22 protein-coding genes and 1 tRNA gene are annotated in these 24,081 nt (G+C 41.9%); 12 read left to right on the top strand and 11 right to left on the bottom strand.

From position 1 onward, the window contains the following. The first annotated feature begins 114 nt into the window (after positions 1 to 114). A tRNA-Leu gene (locus AQR02_RS18305) sits at positions 115 to 200 on the top strand. A gap of 175 nt (positions 201 to 375) precedes the next feature. Continuing rightward, positions 376 to 1,326, top strand: coding sequence for a tyrosine-type recombinase/integrase (locus AQR02_RS18300; RefSeq protein ID WP_245237539.1), 951 nt, complete (start codon positions 376 to 378; stop codon positions 1,324 to 1,326). 57 nt (positions 1,327 to 1,383) lie between these two features. Here AQR02_RS18300 and AQR02_RS35185 read toward each other — a convergent pair whose 3' ends face one another. The 4 genes from AQR02_RS35185 to AQR02_RS18285 all read right to left on the bottom strand — a co-directional run bounded on the left by AQR02_RS35185 (position 1,384) and on the right by AQR02_RS18285 (position 3,811). Next, complete coding sequence (locus AQR02_RS35185; protein WP_280818635.1) at positions 1,384 to 1,509, bottom strand: hypothetical protein; 126 nt, start codon at positions 1,507 to 1,509, stop codon at positions 1,384 to 1,386. Further along, positions 1,502 to 2,488, bottom strand: a complete 987-nt coding sequence (locus tag AQR02_RS18295; protein ID WP_054941703.1) for a hypothetical protein — start codon at positions 2,486 to 2,488, stop codon at positions 1,502 to 1,504. The genes AQR02_RS35185 and AQR02_RS18295 overlap by 8 nt, the downstream gene beginning before the upstream one ends. Before the next feature lie 125 nt (positions 2,489 to 2,613). Beyond that, positions 2,614 to 3,267, bottom strand: a complete 654-nt coding sequence (locus AQR02_RS18290; protein ID WP_209444182.1) for a hypothetical protein — start codon at positions 3,265 to 3,267, stop codon at positions 2,614 to 2,616. Beyond that, entirely contained in the window at positions 3,251 to 3,811 is a 561-nt protein-coding gene (locus AQR02_RS18285; RefSeq protein ID WP_054941701.1) for a hypothetical protein, read from the bottom strand. Before AQR02_RS18285 ends, AQR02_RS18290 begins: the two co-directional genes overlap by 17 nt. A gap of 288 nt (positions 3,812 to 4,099) precedes the next feature. Between AQR02_RS18285 and AQR02_RS18280 the strand changes: the two genes are divergently transcribed. Continuing rightward, a complete protein-coding gene (locus tag AQR02_RS18280) occupies positions 4,100 to 5,041 on the top strand; it encodes a hypothetical protein (protein WP_054941700.1) in 942 nt (313 codons plus the stop codon). Positions 5,042 to 5,081: 40 nt separating this feature from the next. On the opposite strand, the gene AQR02_RS18275 is transcribed toward AQR02_RS18280, so the two are convergent. Both AQR02_RS18275 and AQR02_RS18270 read right to left on the bottom strand, forming a co-directional pair. Beyond that, complete coding sequence (locus tag AQR02_RS18275; protein WP_054941699.1) at positions 5,082 to 6,026, bottom strand: hypothetical protein; 945 nt, start codon at positions 6,024 to 6,026, stop codon at positions 5,082 to 5,084. A gap of 36 nt (positions 6,027 to 6,062) precedes the next feature. Next, positions 6,063 to 6,713, bottom strand: a complete 651-nt coding sequence (locus AQR02_RS18270) for a helix-turn-helix domain-containing protein (protein WP_054941698.1) — start codon at positions 6,711 to 6,713, stop codon at positions 6,063 to 6,065. Between the two features lie 120 nt (positions 6,714 to 6,833). On the opposite strand from AQR02_RS18270, the gene AQR02_RS18265 reads away from it, so the two are divergent. The 3 genes from AQR02_RS18265 to AQR02_RS18255 all read left to right on the top strand — a co-directional run bounded on the left by AQR02_RS18265 (position 6,834) and on the right by AQR02_RS18255 (position 9,912). After that, positions 6,834 to 7,439, top strand: a complete 606-nt coding sequence (locus AQR02_RS18265; RefSeq protein ID WP_054941697.1) for an MORN repeat-containing protein — start codon at positions 6,834 to 6,836, stop codon at positions 7,437 to 7,439. A 586-nt stretch (positions 7,440 to 8,025) separates the two neighbouring features. Beyond that, a complete protein-coding gene (locus tag AQR02_RS18260; protein ID WP_054941696.1) occupies positions 8,026 to 8,442 on the top strand; it encodes a hypothetical protein in 417 nt (138 codons plus the stop codon). A 1,095-nt stretch (positions 8,443 to 9,537) separates the two neighbouring features. Continuing rightward, positions 9,538 to 9,912, top strand: a complete 375-nt coding sequence (locus AQR02_RS18255; protein ID WP_209444180.1) for a helix-turn-helix domain-containing protein — start codon at positions 9,538 to 9,540, stop codon at positions 9,910 to 9,912. 407 nt (positions 9,913 to 10,319) lie between these two features. Here AQR02_RS18255 and AQR02_RS33130 read toward each other — a convergent pair whose 3' ends face one another. From AQR02_RS33130 to AQR02_RS18230, 5 genes are all read right to left on the bottom strand, one after another. Next, a complete protein-coding gene (locus AQR02_RS33130) occupies positions 10,320 to 10,502 on the bottom strand; it encodes a hypothetical protein (protein WP_209444178.1) in 183 nt (60 codons plus the stop codon). Between the two features lie 115 nt (positions 10,503 to 10,617). Next, positions 10,618 to 11,217 carry a JAB domain-containing protein gene (locus AQR02_RS18245; protein ID WP_245237538.1) on the bottom strand — a complete coding sequence of 200 codons (600 nt, stop codon included), beginning with the start codon at positions 11,215 to 11,217 and terminating at the stop codon, positions 10,618 to 10,620. Between the two features lie 80 nt (positions 11,218 to 11,297). Next, a complete protein-coding gene (locus AQR02_RS18240) occupies positions 11,298 to 11,507 on the bottom strand; it encodes a hypothetical protein (RefSeq protein ID WP_054941693.1) in 210 nt (69 codons plus the stop codon). Positions 11,508 to 11,533: 26 nt separating this feature from the next. After that, positions 11,534 to 11,764, bottom strand: coding sequence for a hypothetical protein (locus AQR02_RS18235; RefSeq protein WP_082451902.1), 231 nt, complete (start codon positions 11,762 to 11,764; stop codon positions 11,534 to 11,536). A gap of 134 nt (positions 11,765 to 11,898) precedes the next feature. Continuing rightward, on the bottom strand, positions 11,899 to 12,240 hold the full coding sequence (locus AQR02_RS18230) for a helix-turn-helix domain-containing protein (RefSeq protein ID WP_054941692.1): 342 nt from the start codon (positions 12,238 to 12,240) through the stop codon (positions 11,899 to 11,901). Between the two features lie 271 nt (positions 12,241 to 12,511). On the opposite strand from AQR02_RS18230, the gene AQR02_RS32515 reads away from it, so the two are divergent. From AQR02_RS32515 to AQR02_RS18205, 6 genes are all read left to right on the top strand, one after another. Next, on the top strand, positions 12,512 to 12,670 hold the full coding sequence (locus AQR02_RS32515) for a hypothetical protein (RefSeq protein WP_159067787.1): 159 nt from the start codon (positions 12,512 to 12,514) through the stop codon (positions 12,668 to 12,670). Positions 12,671 to 12,730: 60 nt separating this feature from the next. After that, on the top strand, positions 12,731 to 13,798 hold the full coding sequence (locus AQR02_RS18225) for a hypothetical protein (RefSeq protein ID WP_054941691.1): 1,068 nt from the start codon (positions 12,731 to 12,733) through the stop codon (positions 13,796 to 13,798). A gap of 781 nt (positions 13,799 to 14,579) precedes the next feature. Next, positions 14,580 to 15,017, top strand: a complete 438-nt coding sequence (locus AQR02_RS18220) for a hypothetical protein (RefSeq protein WP_054941690.1) — start codon at positions 14,580 to 14,582, stop codon at positions 15,015 to 15,017. A gap of 131 nt (positions 15,018 to 15,148) precedes the next feature. Then, positions 15,149 to 18,664 carry a helicase-related protein gene (locus tag AQR02_RS18215; protein ID WP_054941689.1) on the top strand — a complete coding sequence of 1,172 codons (3,516 nt, stop codon included), beginning with the start codon at positions 15,149 to 15,151 and terminating at the stop codon, positions 18,662 to 18,664. An 18-nt stretch (positions 18,665 to 18,682) separates the two neighbouring features. Then, positions 18,683 to 21,538: a DUF1156 domain-containing protein gene (locus tag AQR02_RS18210; protein ID WP_054941688.1), complete on the top strand. Its 2,856-nt coding sequence runs from the start codon at positions 18,683 to 18,685 to the stop codon at positions 21,536 to 21,538. A gap of 29 nt (positions 21,539 to 21,567) precedes the next feature. Beyond that, a partial coding sequence (locus AQR02_RS18205; protein WP_082451901.1) for an ATP-binding protein occupies positions 21,568 to 24,081 on the top strand: 2,514 nt, incomplete at its 3' end.

Below are 24,081 nucleotides of genomic sequence, written 5' to 3'. Positions count from 1 at the left end.
CCCGCTAAACCGGAACGGGCTTTTGCTATAAATAAAAAAACATCAGAATTTAGATTGCGTGTTTGCAGGATACGTGATATTATATTTCTTGTCGCGTTACAACGCACATATTATGCCGGGGTGGCGGAACAGGCAGACGCACAGGACTTAAAATCCTGCGGTACGTGAGTACCGTACGGGTTCGACCCCCGTCCTCGGCACTACAAGGTTTTCAGGGGTTTGCTCCTGAAGCCGACATCCGCAAAATCGCTTTAAATCTCGTAATCCTGTGTACCTGAAAAGGTCGTTTCAACACCACAGGATTACAGGAACATGAATCCTCCTTTGCAGCGCTTGGGGCTAAATCTCAGGTGAAGGCGAAGGAGGTTTTTTGTTATGGCTGGAAGAATGACAAAGGTAAAGAAAGCGGTGCCCTCAACGTATGAGGCGGCATTAGAGCAGTTCCTGCTATGGAAGAAGGCGCAGGGGATTTCTGAACAGACTATGAAGGATTACAGAGAGCACGTAAACCGTTTTTTTAGAAGGTATCCCGAAGCATACGATCCTCAAGCTGCTGAAGCTCTGGAAAGAGGCGTTTATGATTACCTTGGCGAAGATGGCATCAAGCCTGCTACGTATAATAATCGTCTAGTATATCTAAGTACATTCTTTAACTGGTGCATTGATAAAGGAATGATTGAGGATAATCCGCTGCTGAACTTCAAGAAGCGAAAAGCCGAAGGCAGAATCGTCAATCTTGATGAGAATGTAATCCGTAAACTTCTGATGATGCCAGATACCAGCACATACACGGGACTGCGCGATCATACACTAATGATCTTCTTCCTGGACACTGGGATTCGCCCTAAAGAGGCATTTGCGCTGCGTGAGTCTGATTTTAATATAGAAGCGCTAGAAGTTGAAGTTAGGCAGGAGACAGCCAAAACGAAGGCCTCACGGACACTCCACTATTCACCTGAGACAGCAAAGGTTATCTCTGAACTGCTTGCTGTTCGTCCAGTAGAATGGGATGATTCAGTTCCAGTATTCTGCACATATGAAGGTAATCCGCTTAATCGGCATTCATGGGGTGACAGAATCGAATCGTATTGTAAGAAGCTTGGAACTCATATCGTGCCGTATGACCTGCGGCATTCATTCGCTCTTCTATTCCTGCGGCAAGGTGGCAATGCATTGGCCTTGCAGCGTATGCTAGGACATGTTGATCTTACTATGACCAAGCGATATGTGGCTCTGACAAACAATGATTTGAAGAATCAGCATGCTCTAGCATCCCCGATTAAAAGATTACTTCCTTCAAAGAAAAGGATGGGCAAAATAAAATAGACATGATAAAGAGCACCGTCTCAAGAAGTGAGGCAGGTGCTCTATTCTTTATGAATACTAATTCTTTACTTTCTTGATAAGGCGGTCAATTCCCATTATCGCAGAGTTAAGGATTAACAATATAAACCATGCAGGAGCGGAGAAGCCAATACCTCCACCCAATGCAATTTCAATTTTACCCATTGACCTGCACCTCCTTTCCATTGGCACGAGCTGCCACGGTAGAAGGCCATTCTGAAATCAATGTTCTCCAGCCATGGCGGGTTTCTGGCAAGGACAAGAATTCTTGAAGCGGCTTTCGGAAATTACCTGCAATCAAAAATAAAAGCGCCGATCTGTACAAATCAATTTGATCCGAGATGAGCTTTATTTTAAATTTCCCCTCAATTGATACAATGAAAGGACCCAAAAGTGGGATCTTATATATGTCGCCGAAAGATGACTCTATGTCACCAAAGTAATCCTTGATTGTGGATATGAGTTTGAATGACTCTGTATAATCCTGTTCTTCAGACTGTCCGACTGCGGATTTCCAGGTATTAAGGTGAAGCCATTGATTTACGTGTTCCAGGAGAGCCTCTTGCTGCATACCATGTGTGGTTAAATTAATATCTCCACTGAATGACTGGAATACCTTCATTGATATAGAACCTTTTGTTATGATTCCCGAAATCAGTTCAATTACTATCAGGTACCTCCTAGCGGTATCTTTAGCAGCTTTTTTCTTAGCATCGAGAGAATGATTTGACGGCCTTCCTGAAGGCTTAGGGGCTTTAAGGGCCTCTTCCTCGGCCACTTCGTGAATGAAGTCCGAAAACTCGGAATTGGCAGATTCTTGTGTAATCGTGTTAAAAGCATTCATGATGCTGCAATGATATTCGATAAGTCTTGCTTTAAGTTTGTCCCATTGAATGGGGTAACCTCTCCAGAACAAAATGAATATATAGTCTTTCTGACTCTGGATTAGGGTGTCTTGCTTTAACTCTTCAATAAGACGAATGGCATCCATTGTTCGTTCATGGTATTTCGCTCGTACTCCTCTGCGACCATACCCTTCTCTCTTGCTTACAATTAAACCATGCTGATAATAGCGTTCAAACATTGACTTGCTCACTTTAAGTCCTTCTGACTCAATCTGTTTAAGTAACTCTTCCTTTAACATTTACTCTCACCTCTTGATGTGATTGTAGCCCACCGCCTATGTGGAAACAACGGGCTGACAATGCGTAAATGAAAAAGGTAGAACACTTAATGTGTTATTTAGAATTTGAATAAGTACCGCGTAAATCAACTGCATAATGCATCCAGAGGATGCTGCTTATAATGTAGCCAGGCATAATTGAATATCTTCTCCTGAAGAATATCCACATGAGAGGGAGCGAAGAAAACCCACTGATTGATATTTTTGCCCGTGCTCAGATCAAGAGGAAGCTCAATGGAATTTCTCACTATTCCATGACGATAGTTCCGCTTTTTGCTTCGATACATTAAGGAACGCCGAGTCTCCACATAACAGGAGATATTATAGATTCTACCACCGAAATCAACCATAAGATCAATGCCATTCTCAACATCCTTTACAGTTGAGTAGTTCACCGACGAGAATTTGTTGGATTCCTGTGACAAAGAATAGAAGTGAATCTCCCGTACAAGCGAAGGGTAGGCTCGTAGCACCCTAGCTTTTACGGCTACCTCAGATAGACTCAGAAGTGACTGTCTATGACATTCCAAGTAAAACTCCATGAATTGATCCTGCGTAGGAAAAAGGCGGAATGTACAGATATAGCCCCAAAGGGTGTTCATCATATTGGGAAAGCCATAAGCAGTCTCTACAAGTTTATCTTTGGTGTCTATGAAATGCGGCGCTATACTGGTTACTGTCTGTTCTATTTGCTTAGAGGTGAGGTTTATCCCTGAAGTCAGATCAATCATCTGTGCCACCTTGTTTCTTAAGAAGGTCGTATGCATCATCCAGTTGGCGTTGTCTGCTGAGGCGCCGTTGGATAAATTCGGCTTCTTGTTTAATCCTTGAAAGTAATTCTTCCCCGTCTAATTGCCGCACATTTAACAGTATATTCTCCTTAACAGTTCGTACGCCATTTATACTTCTCATAATAAAATTGATTTCGACCTCGTAATGCGGAGATCTTAAATCAGAATATTTGTACTGGTCTGAATCAACTTGCTTACCAAGGAAAAAAGCTTCTGGATTGTAAGCACTGAAGACCGAGAGAGGCACTTGATAAAACTCGGACAGTGCTTGAAGCGTTGAAGGTCGTGGTGCTCCATCTTTATTGCTTTCTAAATTATACAAGCCCATATGGCTAATAGATCTACTATTAGAAGCGACCTTTTTAACTGAATACTCGCCTACATATATTTTATTAAGTTCTTCCCTGATCCACTTAAGGCGCTCAGAGAGAGAAAAAGCTTTGAATATCTCTAATTCATCGCCTTCCACTAATCTTCCAGCGTTATCATTCATTTTGGCACCCCCTAGATTATGGATATAGGATACCATAATACAAAGAAAAATAAAGTAAAAATAAAGTTTACTTTTAGTTTATGATATGATACCCTACGTCCAAGCAGAGGTGAACTATACGCTTCCTCATGCTTGATTCGGAAGGATGAGTATTAATGACGAGTAGTAGCGGCTAATCTTTGTGCACGTATGATGCGTAGACAACTATTTGGTGAGGTAATGCTGTATTTACTGATAATAACTAGAGAATCTGTTCATATGTAGAACAATAGAAGGGAAATGTTACTCATGATTAGTATAGATACATTATATATACAGACTAAAGGAGTAGTACCTGAACAGCAACTACGGAACATTGCAAGACATGGAAAGTGGCATACTTGGCACCATGATGGTACTGGCACTAATGGATACGACTGTTACAAACACGTTGTAGACAATGTAGCTATTAAGTACACACGGGAGAATAGCAAACTTGCAGTAGAGATTGGGTCTTGCGGCCACTTTCTACATGGTAACAGCATGGTTCCGATTCAGGACGTAGAGGCTGTTGCCTTCATTGAGAAGCTGGAGCAGTTCCTTTATGAACATACGCGAGTAGAACTATTTGCCCCGCTGGCCAATGCACAGATAAGAAGATTAGATGTGAAGCGAGACTTTCGTGTCGGAGATGATCTCGCGGACTACCTGGCAGTTTTGAAGGAGCACCAGATCCCTACCTACGAGAAGAACATTTTTGGAGATGGAAACACGATCCAATTTAAAAATCATTCACGGAAAATGATGGGCTACAACCGTTATGCCAACTGTGTAGGTAAAAAGAAATCAGTTGAAGAGACGGAGATGAGTAGAGGTGTGCTTCGTTTCGAAACGGTCTGCAGTCAGGCTGAATTAAGCAGACAACTAAATGAGGTAGTTCCTACATTAGGGGATGTGTTCACTCCTGATGCAACAGACATGCTCCTTGAGCGATATCTGGGTATGCTTGGTCTGAATGATACCGTAATCAATACAGAAGCAGAGACGCTCAGATTGTTAGAGGCATCTATTGGTAAGGTGAAGGCAAGAAATATCATGTTCTACCTTCATGCCAAACGAGAGGGAAAGTGGAAGGAGTTTTCCCGAACAGCCCGTTATAGCTACGAGAAGACTCTAGACCGCTTGGGAATTGCCTCAGTGATTGGAACTAAGACATTGAAACCATTGAAGGAGTATTCTTTTATCACTTGATACTATATCTGCATTGGGGAGGCGTGATCTGCGTCTCCCCCTAATAATAAAGCCTTATCGGATTATCTTTAGTTGACCAAATCTCCATCACTTCATCAATATACTGCTTTCGTAATGCATTTGAGAGTGGAGTATATAATTTAAATTGCTCAGAAGTGATGATGCCGAGGAAGTCGTCGACAAAGCGTATCATATCCATAGTCTTGCAGATGTCAAAGATATCAATAGACACTAGCTTGCAGTAGCGGGGATTCCAGACGGCCAATCGCTTGATTTGAGAAGGGAAGTTAGGAGAGAGACAAGAAAGTATCCAGTATGCAATGAGTTGTCGACTTTGCCCTATCTTCCAGCGAAATTGAGATTCTGTCTTAATATCAATCAATGTATCCCCCACAATCAAGTCGCCGTCTGCACCATCTACAAGGGCTGTTACAGCCTCTCCAAACCGTGGGTTACAAAGTATCCCATCTTTGTCTTGAAAGCTCTCCGAGAACCGTGCTGTTGCTTGCACTAGGGCAATAAGATCATACACATCTTCGCTATTAGTTCGAAGTAAATTAGCTGGATCGCCACTCCCTGACCGATAGAACTGCTCTAATTGTCCGAGTATAACAGAGTCATTAATAACTTCTTCCGTAAGCGTAGATTGACCTGTAATATACGCATTTCTTCGGCTCACAATCTCACTGAAGGCTTCATGTATAGAGTCTTGTCCTATGATATGGACAGCTACTGAAGCAGCAAGGGAATTGCCTTGTTGTTCTTGATGCAAATTATTAATTCGCTGGACGTAAGCTCGCAACATGTAATCATATGCATGTCCGATAATTGAAGTTGCGCGATTTTCACGCTGAACAACAATTGATGGCTTGGTTGGGAAAGCCTCACTGCCATCTGAGCAGGAGAATAAGATTTTTAGATTAGGTATGGTGGAAAACAACTCTTTTAACTGATTATCGTGCGAAAGAAGGTATGTAAGAGCCATTATTCTATCCTCCTGACGTATTTAATAGTGAGTCCATTACAGTTGCTCTTTAGCTTGCTTTAACTTCACATGGTAATCAGACAGAACCTTTACTTGTTGCTGAATGAGATTTTGAATGACATCAATTTCATCCGCTGATATAGGTGCGCGTTCATTAATGGATTTCTCCAGCACCATTGTATTTGTCTTGTTCTGGAAGACCTTTAGGGTGACTTCTATACTTATGTCTTCAAGACTAGGTCTGCCATTATTCTCATATTCAATTTCCTGTACATTAGAATCGTCAAAGTGAGGCGGGAACTCTCTTCTGGGATCAAGCATATGAGGTTGTCCCCATTCTTCAATTTGATCATCAAAATAGAGCAGCATCTCCTCTTTTTTTCCAAGAAAGAATGTATAGTCTAACTCGAATTTGACATCATCACGGGGATATAGACTATTTAAAGGAACATTATAAAAATCTGCAAGGACAAGAACAGTTGATTTGCGCGGTTCGCTATCTCCCGTTTCTAGCTTCCTTAATCCGTGATACGTTAATCCGCATTGCTCTGCAACCTTCTTAATCGTAAATTCTCCATTATACATATCATTAAGCTTCTGTCTTATAATCCGTAGACGCTCTCCAGTTGGCTTCCCAGCCAGTGGCAACGTCACCATATCACCAATATAATCAGTGCTTTTTTTCATGATTTACACCTCCAGATATATTATACTACACTTATTTAATGATAACTAGTTACATTTTTATTGACTTAAGTGTAACTAGTATCATATAATCGAGCTATCAAATTTGAAGGAGGAAGTTAAATGAACGAATACTCTCAATATGCCCATCAAGAAATAGAAGAATGCTTTAAGGGGAACGGTGTAATCTTGCTTGCTGAGATAAATTATGAAGGTGGATGGTTGAATGGTAAGCCTGAGGGCAACGGAATAATTGTGCTGGACAATGATTTGAAATATGAGGGTGAGTGGCGCGATGGAAAGCCTCATGGACAAGGAATTATGTATTGTAGAGAGAACATCTTGTATGAAGGTAACTGGGACAAGGGACAGCGAAACGGAGAGGGCACACTGTTTTATAAGGGTGAGCCTAAGTATATCGGAGAATGGAAAAATGGAGTATGGCATGGACGTGGTGTTTTACTTGAATCTGCTGGTATTTACTTTGGTTATTGGGAAAAAGGAAAGAGATATGGTCAAGGGACTTACTTTACCAGAAATTATATGTATACGGGAAATTGGGAAAATGATGTTGAACATGGGGAAGGTACATGCAATCTTCATGATGGTACTCGCTACACTGGTGAGTGGATTGATGGGTCTCCTTGTGGTCATGGAACAATAAATTACCCTGATGGTTCAGTGTACATTGGCAGTTGTAGAAAATTTGACTGGAAGTTTTTCCGTTAAGGTCAAGGCATAATGTATTGGTGGATAAATTGAGGGTGAATGGTGAGGTGTAAAACTAATGGAGAATATACAGCAAAGTTGAGAGATGTTCAAACTATTAGAGAAGAAAATTCTGGTATGGAAGACGAATTTGGAACAAAATGGCCTGTGCCGACAGTTTGATGATTTGTATGAGGTGACACTCACCCATACTTATTCTCATTGTGATGTGATCGGTGAGAGGATCGCTAAATAGGTGGTTAGTACGGTCGAAGTGGGGAAGTACCTCAATAGCTGCCTAGCTTGACTGGGCACTTTTTAAAGCAGTAATGACTTCTTTACATTGCAGCGTACAATGTTTGAAAGGGAAGTAGAGTCTGTGGAAGTAGAAGGTAAAAGGCTCAATGATTGGAAACCGCCAGTCATCCAATGAGAGAAGGCAAAACAGGATTTTGGGAGAAAGTGAAGTCAATTTATGGAGGAATTGAAATGTTGGAACAATCTGTAAGGCAAATGATTCAAGTATTAATATCGATTTATACACAGTTTTGGTAGTGACCTGTCCTCAGTTATATGAGAATCTGCGATTAAATCTGGAGGCGATTAAATGATAACGGATAGGCAACATCTTGAGGTACAGGTAGTAAAGATAAATAATCAACAATCAATAGGTTTAGAACTACTTAACATCGAGCCCCCACCAGGCGCTATCATTTATCAAATTGATAAGGAAGAAGCAGAATCGAAATTGTCTGATTATTTAAGCGATAACTGGGAATTTGATGATGTTTCCCTATTCAGTGCATCTGTTGTGCTTTACAATGATAGGGAATTCTATGTTTCATTCCATGTAGATGATGAAGAATATGATGAACGTGAGCGTGATCATACCGATGTTGGTATGTTTCAAGAAATTGTTTGGTGTTTTGAAGAGATATATGAATTACCTGTAATTGATTTTTGGATTAATGATGAAAAAGAAGTTGTATACTTAATCGTAAAACAGGCCGTTAGCAAGAATTAAATGTTATGAAGGTTAAATAAAAGCGACCAATGAATAACTTGCTCAAGTAGAGGGAATTTCAATACTTACATTGAATTTATTGAGGGACGAGCGTAACTGCCGTCCTGTTATTTTTTGGAAAGAAAGAGGTGGCATCATCTGAATTCACTGTTAAGCGTTTATATCAGCCGCGTTGGAGTTCTGACAGGAATCAAGTGGAGGATCACCTTACAGGGATCTTTGCCCTCATTTTACCAATACCGAGTCTGTAGGTTTTGCGCCGACCCCACATTTTCTTTGTTGGTTTAAGAATTCAAAGTAATGCTGAACCGCGTTCCGTAGTGAAGCTGTACCTTCTCGTATTGATTGGGATCCCTTACTCCCCTTAAACGTAACTCTATGCTCAGGATCTAGTCCACGTTCAGCATCTTCCTTACTATAGGATAGGCGATTTAGAAGAGACCTTCCACAGTCTTTAATGTATTCATCATGCAAATTACCTTCTGATTGCTCGACACGCCGACATCTTGATATACAATCGCGTACTAACCTTTCACTGCTTAATACCTTGCCTAGATAAGCCCTAAATTCTTCTTCACTGATTAATAACTTCATTAATAGAACTCCCTTCCAGTTATATTTAAAGTGATCATAGCATGAGAGGGTGCAGCCAGCAATTAGCATTTCCTTGCTTATTTATCGGTCTTTAATCATTAATGATCATAAGGTTACCCATTAAAGTACCTACGCCCCCATCGAGAGCGTCATATTTCGTAGTCTGAGAGTTAACTGTGAAAGCCAAGAAACCCAGTCGTGGTGCGGGTTTGTTCAATTATAGAATTAAGTGAGGTGTAGATTTAGCGAAAATATGAGAAAAACTATTAATTTATATGTCAAAGTACTTGTATTTCTGTGCTGAACAGCTTACGTTCAGAACAGGAACGATACGGGGTTCTAAAGTTTCCTGCATCGGCTTCCTTCCTGTATATAGCCTCCCTCTTTCTCCAGGGGGAGGCCCAACACTATTAAAGGAATGATGAAATGGACTTGTCTGATCTAAAGAATTACGGCGATTTCGGATTTAGACGTGATTATAAACATGATCCTAATGATATTATGAGTATCTATAATGCGAGAAAAATGGTAATTATCAATGTGGATTATTTACCACTGCATCATCAGATAAAGACTAAGAGAATACATGACGGTCTGACACAAGAGGCACTAGGCAAGATACTCCGATTACAGCCTTCTACTATAAGTCTTATTGAAACGGGCCAGCGATTAATACCGAAGAATCGATACAAGGAGTTAGAGCGGTATCTGTATGAAAGTTGGTATGTGGACGGCGAGCTACTCAACCACTTTCCTTCTGAGGATGATCTCGATGATGACGATGGAGCTGAGGAAATGATGAATATAGAGGACCAGAGGGCGTACTGGAAAGAAATATTCGACAAGGAACCAGATATGTGGGGAACGGTACTTTGAATTTAGGGAATACAACACGATTCTGAAGTGGAGCATTTGGATATTGCTACTGAATAATTGAATACGTGGATGCCTTGGGTTTCAATATTGTTTTTGGTTTTAACCAATCTAGAGAAAGGACTGATCATAATGAATGACTGTGAAGATGAATTTCTTAAGGCGCTGGAAATGGAGGATAGTCTGCCTGGAACTACAAAGGCTCAAAGAGAGGCAAATGACCACAGACGTAGATTGTATCTGCATTTCATTAATAAGAGACCAAATGATGAGGAAACAACGTATACGGACTTGGCACAAGAGATGCATATTAACAAAGCGTTGGACTCGTCATACCGATTGTCTATTTCGGAATTGCTTAAATAGGAACGAAGAGCCAACCAAAATAGCTGGCTCTCCATGTATCCTCGCTAATTCCTGCGATACAATGCTTCTTCCTCTGTAACAAGGTCAAGAAAACTAATCGCTTCGACGCGTTTTAATTCTTCTCTAGAAAAGCCCATTTTCTCAGCCGCTAGTAAGGTGTGACCCATAGCTGTTGCATTGGATATTGTAACATATTTCCACGAATATGATTTTAAATTTGTTTGCATAAGAGCCTCGATGATGCGGACGGATGAATTGCGAGCGTAGCGAGCTGACTGATCTAGCCGAAGGCACACAATAAGAACAGGGAGTCAGCAAATATAGCCGACTCCCCACAGTGATTTACATTAGCCCTCTTTCCTTGAGTGAACAGTAACTATCGGTTGTTGTTATAACGTGGTCAAGTAATTCGATGCCGAGGAGTACTCCTGCTTCTGCAAATCGTTTAGTTAGCTGAATGTCCTCTTGGGACGGAGTACAGTCGCTAGAGGGGTGGTTGTGCAAAGCGATCCAGCTACAGGCACTCCGTTGGATCAGTGATCGGTATACTTCCCTCACACCAACAATGGCACTGTTAATTGTCCCAATGCTGATTCGCTCCTTGCATATGACGTGATTCTTAGTATTCAGTGGCAGAATCCAGAATTCCTCGACCATCCTGTGACCGACTTCGAATCGCATAAGCTGGAATACATCCTCTGGCTTGCGTATTATATATGGGTCTGTCCGTGGAGTGTTGAGCGCTCTTGCTAACTTAAGCGTAGATACAATCTGACGAGCTTTCACGGGGCCAACACCCTTGATGCATGTAAGCTCCGACTCATTTGCACCAAGCAGTTCAGAAGGTGTTACGAAGCGTGAGAACAGCTCCTGTATCATTGGGCTTGATTCCTTAACACAAAGGGCATCTGCTAAGGCGGATTTGATCATATAAATGTTCACTGTGATTACCTCCAGGAAATAGAAATAGGGAAGCAGCCAATGTGGTCACTTCCCCTTGAATGGATATAGATGTTGGGTTATTATTGAATCGAATTAGTATTACTTAGGGCGCTCTGCAAAGCGTCCTTTTCATTTTCTTGCAGTTGCTCAAGCTGCTTTTCAGTCATAACCAGCTTGGCCAAGCAACGAATATATCTTAAACCGTCCTTGGTATGAAGTGGAGCATTGTTGTTCAAGTGCTTTCTGACCATTTGTAGAGCCTCTTTACGCTCCTGGAGCTGCTTCCTCATTGGGATTATTAACCTCCTTGTCTGGCTCAGTGTAGACGCTTCAAATGGCGTTCTAATTGCTTAGGGTAGTACTTGGAGAAATAGCCTCTGACATACTTGTTTGAGAGTTCCTCGCTGAGCTTCCAATGCCGTTTGAAATATACCTTCAGTACTTGGCCTGCCATACTCAACTGATTTTGCATAACAAGTTGCCGCAAGAGAACAGTAATTTCATCGTTGATCTGCTTATCCTTTTGCATGGGTCCCTGATTCTTCATGAATCTCACCTCCCTTCTGTTATGGGACGTTATCTCACAGTCCCTCACCTCTCTGTAATGCTTCAGAACACAAATAAGGACCCGTACTCACTCCTCAACGGAATGAATTACGAGTCCTTATTTTTTATGTACAGTTATTCGTCTTTCCAATTCAGTACGAATTCAATCAAATGTAATGCTTTCTTTTGGTCATCAATACTTCGATTCAACAGGCTATTAAGAATTTTCGTTAAAGTATCATTGAATGTGCCTTCTCGAATGGGTTGGATTAAATGGAAGAACTCTTCTAGGGATATCCCAAGCGCTCGTGTAACCTTTTCCAAGCTTTCAATAGTTACTTTATGCTCTGATCTTTCTATCTTTCCGATGTATGTAAAATGAAGCCCAGCTCGTTCAGCAAGTTCCTCTTGGCTCCAGCCCTTTTCTTTTCTTAAGCTTCTTATACGCACGCCGATAATGTCCATTAAGTTACTCATTAGATCACCTCTGAGGTAAACAATAGAACAGAGAGATCATGTCACCAAGATTGTATATGGGTTATAATATATAAAACATACCGTATATAGATTATTTGTGATATAACTAAATACAGTGGGTAATTGGGAGTATATTGTAATAACTTCCAGTCTATAGATAGGGGGTGGGCGCGTTAGGAATTCTAAAGATAAAATCATATATATTATGTCCCCCTGGAAAAATCTTGATTTTTCGCTCTCCCTATAGATTAAAAGGTAAGGTGGTAACCACATGATTAGTGCTGGATTAATTACAGGTATCGTCATAGTAGGGTTTATGCTGTTTAGCGATAAGGGGGTGGCTAGAAAGATCGGCTGGGGATGCCTGCTGTTCATACTATTGCTGATAGTGCTTGGTGCTGTAGCAATAGGCCTCTTGAACAGCATGTAACATTCAAGGTTCGTTTACTGCTATCTGCTACTATCCAATAAAAAATGGGGAGAGAATACAATGAACATGAAAAGAACTTTATCGGTGCTGGCAGTATCCGCCGTTATCTTCACAGCGACTCCTGTCTCACAAGCAGCTTCTAGCACGAAACAACAAGTCGTGTACTCAGCTAGCGCCAGCTTTATAAAGGAATACAATCTAGATAAAAGCGAGGTAGCCGCTCCGATTATTTACGATTTAAACAATGATGGCAAAGATGAAATCATCCTGTCTACCGCAAAGAATGAAATGATTGAATCTGATTTATACATAGGCATATACAGCATGGCAAACGGCAAGAAAATCACTGTAAGACACGACCAAGACACCAGCGGCATTCCACTGGAGATTCGCAGGATTAGGAATAAGACCTATAAGAACTGTATCGCGCTTATTTCACATGGTACAACGGGATTCGGAGCTTATGAGGTTGAGGTACTGTCATTGCTCAACAATAAACTAACTAAGGTCGCAGGTTTTGAGGCAGAGGGCGGCGGAGATGGCACAATAATAGTTGATCTTAATAAAGATGGGTATCAGGAGTTTAATGCATTGGAAGTGGATGCTGGAATAGGCGCTGATCGTTTAGGATATGGCGGTGCTGCCATTCCAATTACTTTCAGATGGGATGATACAAAGAAAAGATATGTTCAGTATGGTCCCGATGGAATTAGAGAAGATCAGCGGAAACCAGTCGGTACATTAACTAACAAACAGGCCTTAGACATTCTTACTAAGGCATATAGAGTGGAAATGTCCTTCGTAAATCCATTATCGCTAGTGAAGATTGAAGCGGATATGAAGCCCTATTTTAGTCATAACTTCATCTCGGAATTCCAAAGCTCACTCATCAAGTATTCTAAAGGTTATGTTCCTGAGTATATGGAGACGGATGACTTCTCTTCCTTATTTCCATCGTACAATACTAAAGAGAAGCTGACACTAAAGTTTAACTCAGATAAGACCATAGCTACTGCTTCGCAGGATGTTGAGTTTCAAGGTGAAGAAGGAGCTGTCTCTGCTTCTGCAATAACAACACTGGTGAAGACTAAGTATGGGTGGAGAATTGATGGTTTTAATTATGAATAAATACTGATAGGTTTGAAAAATATTTTCAGACAGTTTCCTGTCACTCAACACATTATGAACTAGTGATGGGGGAAGTTATGCCCGAGTTAAACATTAAGATAAGTTATAACAAGAAGTAGCTTTTGCTGCTATTATTATGGTTTTGATAATCATTTCGTTTTCCCTCATCGCAAGGACTTTCCGATGGTGAATAGACGGTTGAAGGCAACAACCGAAGGGAAGTAGGAACTGTTTAATAAAGAAAGCTAAGGAATTATGGGCACCTGAGAAGGTGCCTTTTTCTAATATAAGGAGGGGATTTACCAACAATTGTCGAATTTTAACATGGAGATCAAGCAAGGGAGAATTATAAGAACAGACACGTAATTTAAGGTCAGTGAGGTATATTGCAAAAATCGAGAGCTTCACTGGCTTAATGTTACACAGTATACTACGAGTCATGGTTATCTTTCGGAACTTAAAAGGTTTGTGAGAGTCTTGAAGGGTTAGGTTACATAAGTGTGGCAGCTGAAGAGGTAGGGTTACAGCTACCTCCTGTATATGAAGCTAGATTAGCAGAATTGCGGAGACAGGGATATCATGCTGATAGATAGGGTTACTAAGGATGGCGAATAACAGGCGAAATAGTGTTTTTTAGTACTTCGACACCAGTAAGCGAACGAGTATTCGCTGACATAAAGAGATCAGTCCTTATAATGTATAATGTTTCAAGTAGAGTGTTTTCTGAATGAAGTGATTTAGGTGGGAAATGTTCTTAAATACCTAAGAAGGAGTGAACGCCATGGCGGATAATACCTCGTCAAATAATGTGAACAAGGACATATTAGTCGGGAAACTAGGGTTAGAGCAGTACAGAAACACTAACATTTATAAAAAAAATGGAGTCTTTGTAATTTCCCCATCATCACAGAATTCATATGGTTGGTTTGATGTGAGGAAAGTTAATCTAGATAGATATGATAGTAATCGAGATAAAGGACATCTTATCGTACGTTTTCAAGATAAGCTATTATGGGCTGATCTCAATGATTTCATTACTAATACAATATCGGAAGAGAGGATAGTGTATACATCTAGTATTGGTATACACTGGAAATTCAATGTTATTGAACATATGGGGAGATATTCTGCGGTTAATAGAACAAGTAAACAAAGTCAAGAATTAACCCTCAAGGATGAAAAGGAACTGTCTACGATGCTTGAGTTGGAATGTCGTTAGAACTAGAGGACTAGAGTGGTTGTTAACTTATACCTATGCAGGGCTTATGTTCCTAATTGTCGAAATAGGACTACAGACATACCCCACTGTTTGATTAATGAGCAATATATCATGATAAGAGGGTGTCGAATTTGGTAAGATTAGAAGACATTAAAAAAGATGCGATAATAAATGGTCTATTACAAAATGAAACTGCGAAGATCATTGTAGCTGAGCTTGTTGGAACTGATGCACTTTCAGTTGTCTATAAATCAATGAGTGGGGCTCTTCAAGAACGAATGCTGTTTCGAAGTGATGAGACGAATTTATCATTAGCACAGGCAGGTCGTCCGTGGTCGTTCGAAGCTGATGCTGACGCCTTCAAACTAGCCGCTGAGGCTTATCGGATAAATGTAGCGCATTTATTCGATCCCATGATGGCAGTACATACATCTAATGTTGAACCGTTACCTCATCAAATTACAGCAGTCTATGAGTCAATGTTGCCCCGTCAACCGTTGAGATTCGTTCTTGCTGATGATCCTGGGGCAGGGAAAACGATTATGGCTGGCCTACTTATGCGTGAACTCATGATTCGAGCGGATGCCAAGCGTATTCTAATCATTGCACCAGGAAGCCTTGTTGAACAGTGGCAGGATGAGTTGTATGAGAAATTTGATCTAGAGTTTGAATTGTTCACACGAGAACTTGAAAGCGCCAGTCGATCAGGCAATCCATTCGAAGAACGTGACTTTCTGGTCGTTCGTCTTGACCAATTAAGTCGCAGCGAAGACCTCCAAGAGAAGTTAAAAGTCACGAATTGGGATCTTATCGTTGTGGATGAAGCTCATAAAATGTCGGCGAACTGGTACGGCCAAAAAGTGAATGAGACAAAGCGATTCAAATTGGGGAAACTCGCTGGTAGCATAACCAGGCATTTCCTGCTAATGACCGCAACACCCCACAACGGTAAAGAGGAAGATTTTCAGCTGTTTCTCTCATTGCTTGACTCGGATCGGTTTTATGGGAAATTCAGAGATGGGGTACAGCAGGTTGAGGTCGGCGATCTGATGCGTCGAATGGTTAAGGAAGAGTTATACAAATTTGATGGTACGAAACTTTTCCCTGAACGACGTGCAATTACAATCAATTATAGACTATCCGACATGGAAGCCGATCTATATGGTAAGGTTACGAATTACGTTAAAGAAGAAATGGATAAGGCTGATAAATTGGAAGACAAGAAACGTAAAGGTACTGTTGGCTTTGCGTTGACATCTCTACAGCGTCGGTTAGCCTCAAGCCCAGAAGCTATATACCAATCCCTTAAAAAGCGTAAAGAACGATTGGAACGCCGCATTGAAGAAATGAAAGTTCAGCAGCGGACTAGAGTCGGTTGGGATAATACTTATGAGGTACCCGATGACATTTATGAATCAGATGAAGAGATGGTAGATACACAATATGAGGAGTTTGAAGAAGAAGTTGTTTCTCAAGCTACTGCCGCGCGGACGATTCAGGAGCTAGAAAGAGAAATTCAATCGCTTAAGCAACTGGAACAGGTTGCAAGAGAGGTTGTTCAATCCAACCAGGATACGAAATGGTCACAGCTTTCAAATCTCCTGCTAGATGAACCAATGATGCGTGACACCTCGGGTAATCGGCGAAAGTTAATTATTTTTACGGAGCATCGTGATACGTTGAATTATTTGCATAATAAGATCAACGGATTGCTTGGTAACGCCAAAGCAGTTGTAACGATTCACGGCGGGGTGAAGCGAGATGATCGCAGAAAGGTACAGGAGCTGTTTAGACACGATCATGACACACTTGTGTTAATCGCGACAGATGCAGCTGGTGAGGGTGTCAACTTGCAAAATGCCAACCTAATGGTGAATTATGATCTCCCATGGAATCCGAACAGACTGGAGCAACGGTTTGGACGTATTCATCGTATAGGCCAAATGGAAGTATGTCACCTATGGAATATGGTCGCTTCAGAGACTCGTGAGGGAGATGTGTTTCAGCGGCTCCTGAATAAATTGGAAATAGAGCGTGCTGCTCTTGGCGGTCGTGTGTTTGATATACTGGGTAAGGTGTTTGAACATCGATCTCTCCGTGAATTACTAATAGATGCCATCCGCTATGGTGATCGGCCAGATGTTAAGGCTCAATTACAGCAGCAAGTAGAAGGAGCATTGAGCCCAGAACATCTTCGTGATATCTTAAAACGGAGTGCACTTTCTGAAGAAGTAATGACGCTTGAGCAAATGTATAAGGTGAAGGATGAAATGGAAAAAGCTGAAGCGAGGAGACTACAGCCTTATTTTATACGTGCCTTTTTTCGTGAGGCATTTCTACGTCTTGAGGGCGATTTGAAAGAACGTGAACAAGAGCGTTACGAAATATCTCATGTTCCCGCAGTAATTCGTGAACGCGATCGGCAAATCAGTGGACGAACACGTAATCGAAAGCCAGTTTTAACCAAATACGAACGGGTTTGCTTTGAAAAGCAATTGATTCGAGTGAAAGACAAGCGAGAGGCAGCATTGATTCATACGGGTCATCCTCTTATGCAAGCTGTAACGGACTTGATCTTGGAGCGGGAACGTGGGAAGCTAAAGCAAGGAACTGTTCTAATTGATGAGAGTGATGACGGAAATACGCCTACGATGCTCTTTATGGTAGAACATGCAGTCAAAGAAAATGATTTCGAAAATACTTCCCGCGAAGTATCTCGGAGGATTCAGTTTGTTTCAATTGATGAACAGGGGAATGCTACTTCAGCTGGTTACGCACCTCATTTGGATTTACGGAAAGCATCTATTGAGGAACGTAACTTAGTTTCTGATGTGCTTCATGGTCAATGGATTACAGGTGATTTAGAAGGGTTTGCATCCCGATTTGCGGCTGAATATATCGGTATGCCACATTACGAGGAAGTCAAACAACGTAGGGAGTTTGATGTTGAACGGACGCTAAAAGCAGTTCATGAACGTCTAATCGTGGAGATCAGTTACTGGCAAGATAGGTATTTGAAGCTTCAGGAAGATATCAATGCAGGGAAAAAGCCACGCATGCATCTTGAAAACGTCCGACGTACGATTGATGACTTAACGGCTCGTTTAGAACAACGTCATAAAGAGTTGGAAGCCAAGCGACATGTTGTATCGGCAACCCCTATTATCATTGGTGGTGCACTTGTTATTCCAGCAGGACTTCTAGCTCAAAGAAGAGGTCAGCAGTCCCCTGTTGATGCAGCAAGCCGTAGGCGAATAGAGTTATTGGCTATGCAGGCAGTTATGGATGCGGAGAGACGACTTGGACATGAGGTCATCGATGTATCTGCTGACAAGTGCGGATGGGATGTTACAGCTCGCGTTCCTTTTGGTGATGGTAGGTATGGCATAGACCGTCATATCGAAGTTAAAGGGCGCGCAAAAGGACAAGATACGATTACAGTGACTCGTAATGAAATGCTTTATGGGCTAAATCAAGGGGATAAGTTTATCCTAGCCATAGTGATCATCGATGGTGACACGGTAGACGGACCGTATTATATCAGAAACCCGTTCCAAGAGAGACCCGATTGGGCTGAGGTAAGCAAGAATCTAGACATTAGCCTGCTTTTAGAGAGGGCAGAACGAATAACTACTATATATAAATGAAGTGAGTGAGTAGCATATATGGCTAACATTAAAACACCAAAAAAACTGATTGAAGTAGCATTGCCGCTTGACGATATAAACGTTGAAGCAGCTCGTGAAAAATCCATAAGACATGGACATCCCTCAACCTTACACTTATGGTGGGCTAGACGACCACTTGCCGCAGCTCGTGCTGTGCTCTTTGCTCAGTTAGTTAATGATCCAGGATATGAGCGACATTTGGGAAGAGGAATGAACAAAGAGGCCGCTCAAAAAGAACGTGAACGATTGTTCGGTATTATTCGTAGACTCGTTAAATGGGAGAACATAAACAATGAAGAAGTATTAAATGAAGCAAGAGAAGAAATACGGAAAAGTTGGCGTGAAACCTGCGAATTGAATAAAGGCATTCCAGGGTTTGACCCCGATCAGCTCCCTGCATTCCATGATCCTTTTGCTGGAGGTGGGGCTATTCCACTTGAAGCTCAACGTCTGGGACTTGAATCTTATGCATCTGATCTTAATCCAGTTGCAGTTATGATCAATAAAGCAATGATTGAAATTCCTCCAAAATTCGCAGGGTTACCACCAGTTAACCCTGAATTGAGGCAAGGATTAATTCAGATGGCGGATGATTGGAAAGGTGCACGTGGTCTGGCAAAGGATATTCAATACTACGGGCAGCGGATGCGTGATGAAGCATATAAACGTATTGGTCATCTATATCCCGAAATGAATTTACCTGAAGAGTACGGTGGTGGCAAAGCTACTGTAATTGCTTGGTTATGGGCTAGAACGGTAAAAAGCCCAAACCCTGCTTACAGTAACATAGAAGTTCCATTGTTATCCTCATATTGGCTCTCTTCTAGAAGTGGTAAAGAGTCTTATGTAGAGCCCGTTATAGATGGTAATTTATATAGGTTTAGAGTAATTAAAGGAAAACCACGAGATTTAGATGCAGTGAAATCAGGAACTAAGGTTGGAAGAGGAGGGAACTTTGTATGTCTCCTATCTAATACTCCTATAAGTGTTAATTACATCCGTGAAGAAGGAAAGGCAGGACGTATAGGAAGTAAGTTAATTGCAGTTGTGACTGAGAGCAGAAATGGAAGAGTATATTTAGAGGCAACCCACGATCTTCAGGCATTAGCTAAGAGTGCACAGCCAAATTGGAGACCAGATGTCGAAATTAATTATAATCCTCGTGATATTCGCCCCCAACTTTACGGACTTTATAAATATTCTGATCTTTTTACAGATAGACAACTACTTGCACTTAACACATTCTCAGAATTAGTTCAGGAAGTTCGTCATCAAGTTTATTCGGATGCTCTTTCAGTTGGTATGAGCTCAGATCAAAAGGGATTACGTGACATGGGGGTAGGTGCACTTGCTTACGCGGAGGCTGTTTCTGTCTATTTGTCATTTGTAGTTGATAAATGTTCAGATTACTGGTCTTCATTGTGTAGTTGGCATTCGTCTGGTGAGAAGATGAGGAATACTTTTGGTAGACAAGCAATACCGATGGTGTGGGATTATGCAGAAGCAAACCCGTTCTCCGATTCAACTGGAAACTGGATGGCTATGGTTGATTGGGTATGGAAGAGTGTTTCAATACTACCATCGACTACTCACTCTTTTTCCAACCAAGCAGATGCCCAAAATCAGTCATATAGCTTAAACAAAGTAGTATCAACCGATCCTCCTTATTATGATAACATTGGTTACGCAGACCTATCGGATTATTTTTATACTTGGTTACGTAAATCCCTAAGAGATATTTTCCCGAGTATTTTTGCAACAGTGGCTGTACCTAAGTTAGAGGAGTTGGTTGCTACTCCCTATCGTCATGGCTCTAGAGAGAATGCAGAAGCCTTCTTCTTATCTGGTATGACACAAGTGATGCATAATATTGCGAATAATGCGCATCCAGCTTTCCCTGTAAGTATCTATTATGCTTTTAAACAATCCGAAACAGAGGAGGACGGTACTTCTTCTACTGGATGGATCACTTTTTTAGAGGCAGTAATTAAATCAGGGTTCTCAATAGTTGGTACATGGCCGATGAAAACAGAAATGTCAACTAGAATGATAGGTACAGATACCAATGCGTTAGCATCAAGTATTGTACTTGTATGCCGTCAGCGTTCTTCCGAAGCTGCATCTACATCACGTCGTTTATTCATACGTGAGCTTAATGATGCATTGCCTGAATCGTTGGAAGCAATGATCGGAGGTAAGAAAGAGAGTTCTCCTGTTGCTGCTGTGGATTTACAACAAGCTTCCATTGGTCCAGGGATGTCCGTATTTTCACAATATGTAGCGGTGTTAGAAGCGGATGGATCTTCGATGACAGTACGAACTGCTCTACAACTTATCAATCGGGTTGTGGATACTTATTTGAATGCATCGGATGGTGAATTGGATGCTGATACATTGTACTGCTTGAACTGGTTCGACCAGTACGGCTGGAATCAAGGGGATTACGGTCAAGCTGAGGTTCTGGCCACAGCCAAGGGAACGACCGTTGAAGGAATGAAAATAGCTGGTGTCTTGGAATCGGGACAAGGAAAAGTACGCTTGTTAAAATGGCAAGACTACTCAAGCGAATGGAGTCCCGAACAAGATAATCGCACTCCTGTATGGGAGGCGCTACATCAACTGATTCGTGCACTCCAACAACAAGGTGAACAAGCAACAGGTGCACTACTTGCTGGAATGCCAGCTCGTACAGACGCTGTGCGCAACCTTGCATACAGACTCTATACTTTATGTGAACGTAAAGGTTGGGCAGATGACGCACGTGCTTATAACGAGCTTATTGCAAGCTGGGATGCAATTGACGCAGTAGCTCACGAAATTGGTTATCATGGAGCACAGCTAGAATTATTTTAACTGAAGCACAGTTAAAGGAGAGGTCGGATATGAATATAAAACCTTGGCGAGAAATCGCCATACCACACCAAGATGTCTTACAAGGAACCTTCCAACAAGCTGAGTTCGCGGCTGATTTGAGTCGCGTACATTTAGGGACTGCCTCCCCTGAATATGGTGATCCTAAGCTCTTCTACTCTCGTACTTTCATCACCGAAGGTATGAAGCTGCTGCTTGACTCCGTCATGAAGCGATTGAGCGGACACGGGGGGGACCCTGTCATCCAGCTTCAGACAGCTTTCGGAGGTGGGAAGACGCACACCATGCTTGCTGTGTATCACTTGGCAAGCGGGAAAGCGCCAATAAGCGAACTGCAAGGGTTGGCCTCAATTTTAGATGCTACGGGTATCATGGACCTACCAAAAGCCCGAATTGTGGTACTGGATGGAAATGAGCTAGCACCAAACCAGACTCATTCCAGAGATGGATTTGTGATTCATACCATGTGGGGGGAACTTGCATGGCAGCTTGGACAAGAAGAAGCCTACAATATCGTAAAAGATGCCGATGTGAGTGGTACGTCTCCAGGAAAGATAGTGTTGGCTGAATTACTGAGCAAATACTCACCATGTGTCATTCTCATAGATGAGTTGGTGGCCTATTTGCGTCAGTTTGAAGAAGGTAGGACTTATGCAGGGGGGACTTTCGATTCCAACTTATCTTTCGTTCAAGCACTAACAGAAGCACTGAAGGCTGTTCCACGAGCTATGATGCTCGCTTCTCTTCCTGAGTCACATGCTGAACTCGGAGGTATTCGTGGGCAACAAGCTCTAGACGCGTTGGAAAAGTACTTCGGACGTGTTCAGGCACTTTGGAAGCCTGTTGCGACTGAAGAAGCATTTGAAATTGTAAGGCGCAGGTTATTCACTAACATTGCAGACTTTCAAGCTGTAGAAGAGGTTAGCCGCGCCTATTCTGAGCTTTATATACAGAACAGTGCAGAATTCCCTTCCGAGACGCAAGAAACGCGATATCTGGAGAGGATTAAGCAATCATATCCTATTCATCCTGAAGTTTTTGATCGTCTGTATGAAGATTGGTCTTCTCTTGATAAGTTTCAACGTACTCGTGGCGTTCTCAAGCTTATGGCTAAGGTTATTCATAAGCTCTGGACAGAAGGTAATGCATCACCAATGATTCAGTGTAGTGATCTACCGCTTAATGATCAAGATGTTCGTAATGAAATGGTGTACTATCTGCCACAAGGATGGGACCCCGTTCTTGAGCGCGATGTTGATGGGCATCGAGCAGAGACGGTCACAATAGATCGTGATTCCCGATTCGGTTCTTATCAAGCTGCGCGGCGGGTAGCTAGGACGATTTTCTTGGGTAGTGCACCTAGCGTTACGCTTCAATCCCAGCGAGGAATCGATCAAACCCGTATACTCCTTGGCTGTGTGCAACCTGGGCAAACTATTAGTGTATATAAAGATGTACTTAGACGTATGAGCGACGTTCTTCATTACTTGAACAATGTAAATAATCGGTTTTACTACGATACTCGCCCAAACCTACGCCGTGAGATGGAAGAGCGCAAGATGCGTTTTACGGATACGGATTCGGAAATTCGGACTCGTCTTGCTAAGGTACTGGATACACGACGGGAGTTTACAGGAGTTCACATTTTCACTCCTTCAGCTGATGTGCCTGACGATGAAGAGTTGCGATTGGTGGTTCTCCCCACAAATGGAGCATATAGTCGTTCAGAACATAATCAAGCGACAGTCATTGCTAACGATATCTTAACCAAGAGAGGAAGTCAGCCTCGCAGCCACCAGAACCGTCTTATTTTTTTAACGGCAGATTATGAAGCGATACAGCGTCTTCGAGAGAATATCCGCACCCTGCTATCGTGGCAGTCTATTGTGAGCGACATAAAGGATGACAGGCTTAATCTAGACCGTGTACAACAGAAACAGGCCGAGGAACAGCTCACACGTTCCCAAGACATTGTTACAAGATCTCTACGTGAAACATTCAAATGGCTTCTGGTACCTTATCAGGAAGCACTCCAAGGCCAAGGGGTAACGGAAGTGGCTTGGGAAGCTATGTCAATACAACCTAATGCTAGTGATACCATGGTGGAAATTGCAAACAAGCTTAAGGAAGACGGAGTGCTTATAACAACATGGGCTCCTATCCACCTGAATTCCATGCTTAAGACCTGGTTCTGGAAAGATGAATTAAATGATGCACAAGCTCTAGATGTCTGGAAGAAGACTTGCCAGTACTTATACTTACCTCGTCTGCATAATCAAAGTGTTTATCATCAAGCGATAGAGACAGGTGTTCAAAGTAAAGACTTCTTCGGCGTTGCATATGGTCGAGAAGGTGAAAATTATATAGGGTTTGCATTGGAACAAAACATAAGCATCATTCTAGATGGAACTACACTTTTAATTCATCCAACAATTGCTCAAGCTTATGATGCCGTTCAAAGGCGATTGAAAGCTCAGAGAGAGGCGGAGCAAGAAGAAGGGGAAATGCCACCTGGTGGAGGTTCC

This window comes from Paenibacillus ihuae, assembly GCF_001368795.1.
GTDB classification, from domain to species: Bacteria; Bacillota; Bacilli; order Paenibacillales; family Paenibacillaceae; genus Paenibacillus_AQ; species Paenibacillus_AQ ihuae.
Note: the sequence above shows the minus strand (reverse complement) of the source record. Positions and strands in the feature narration are given on the sequence as shown.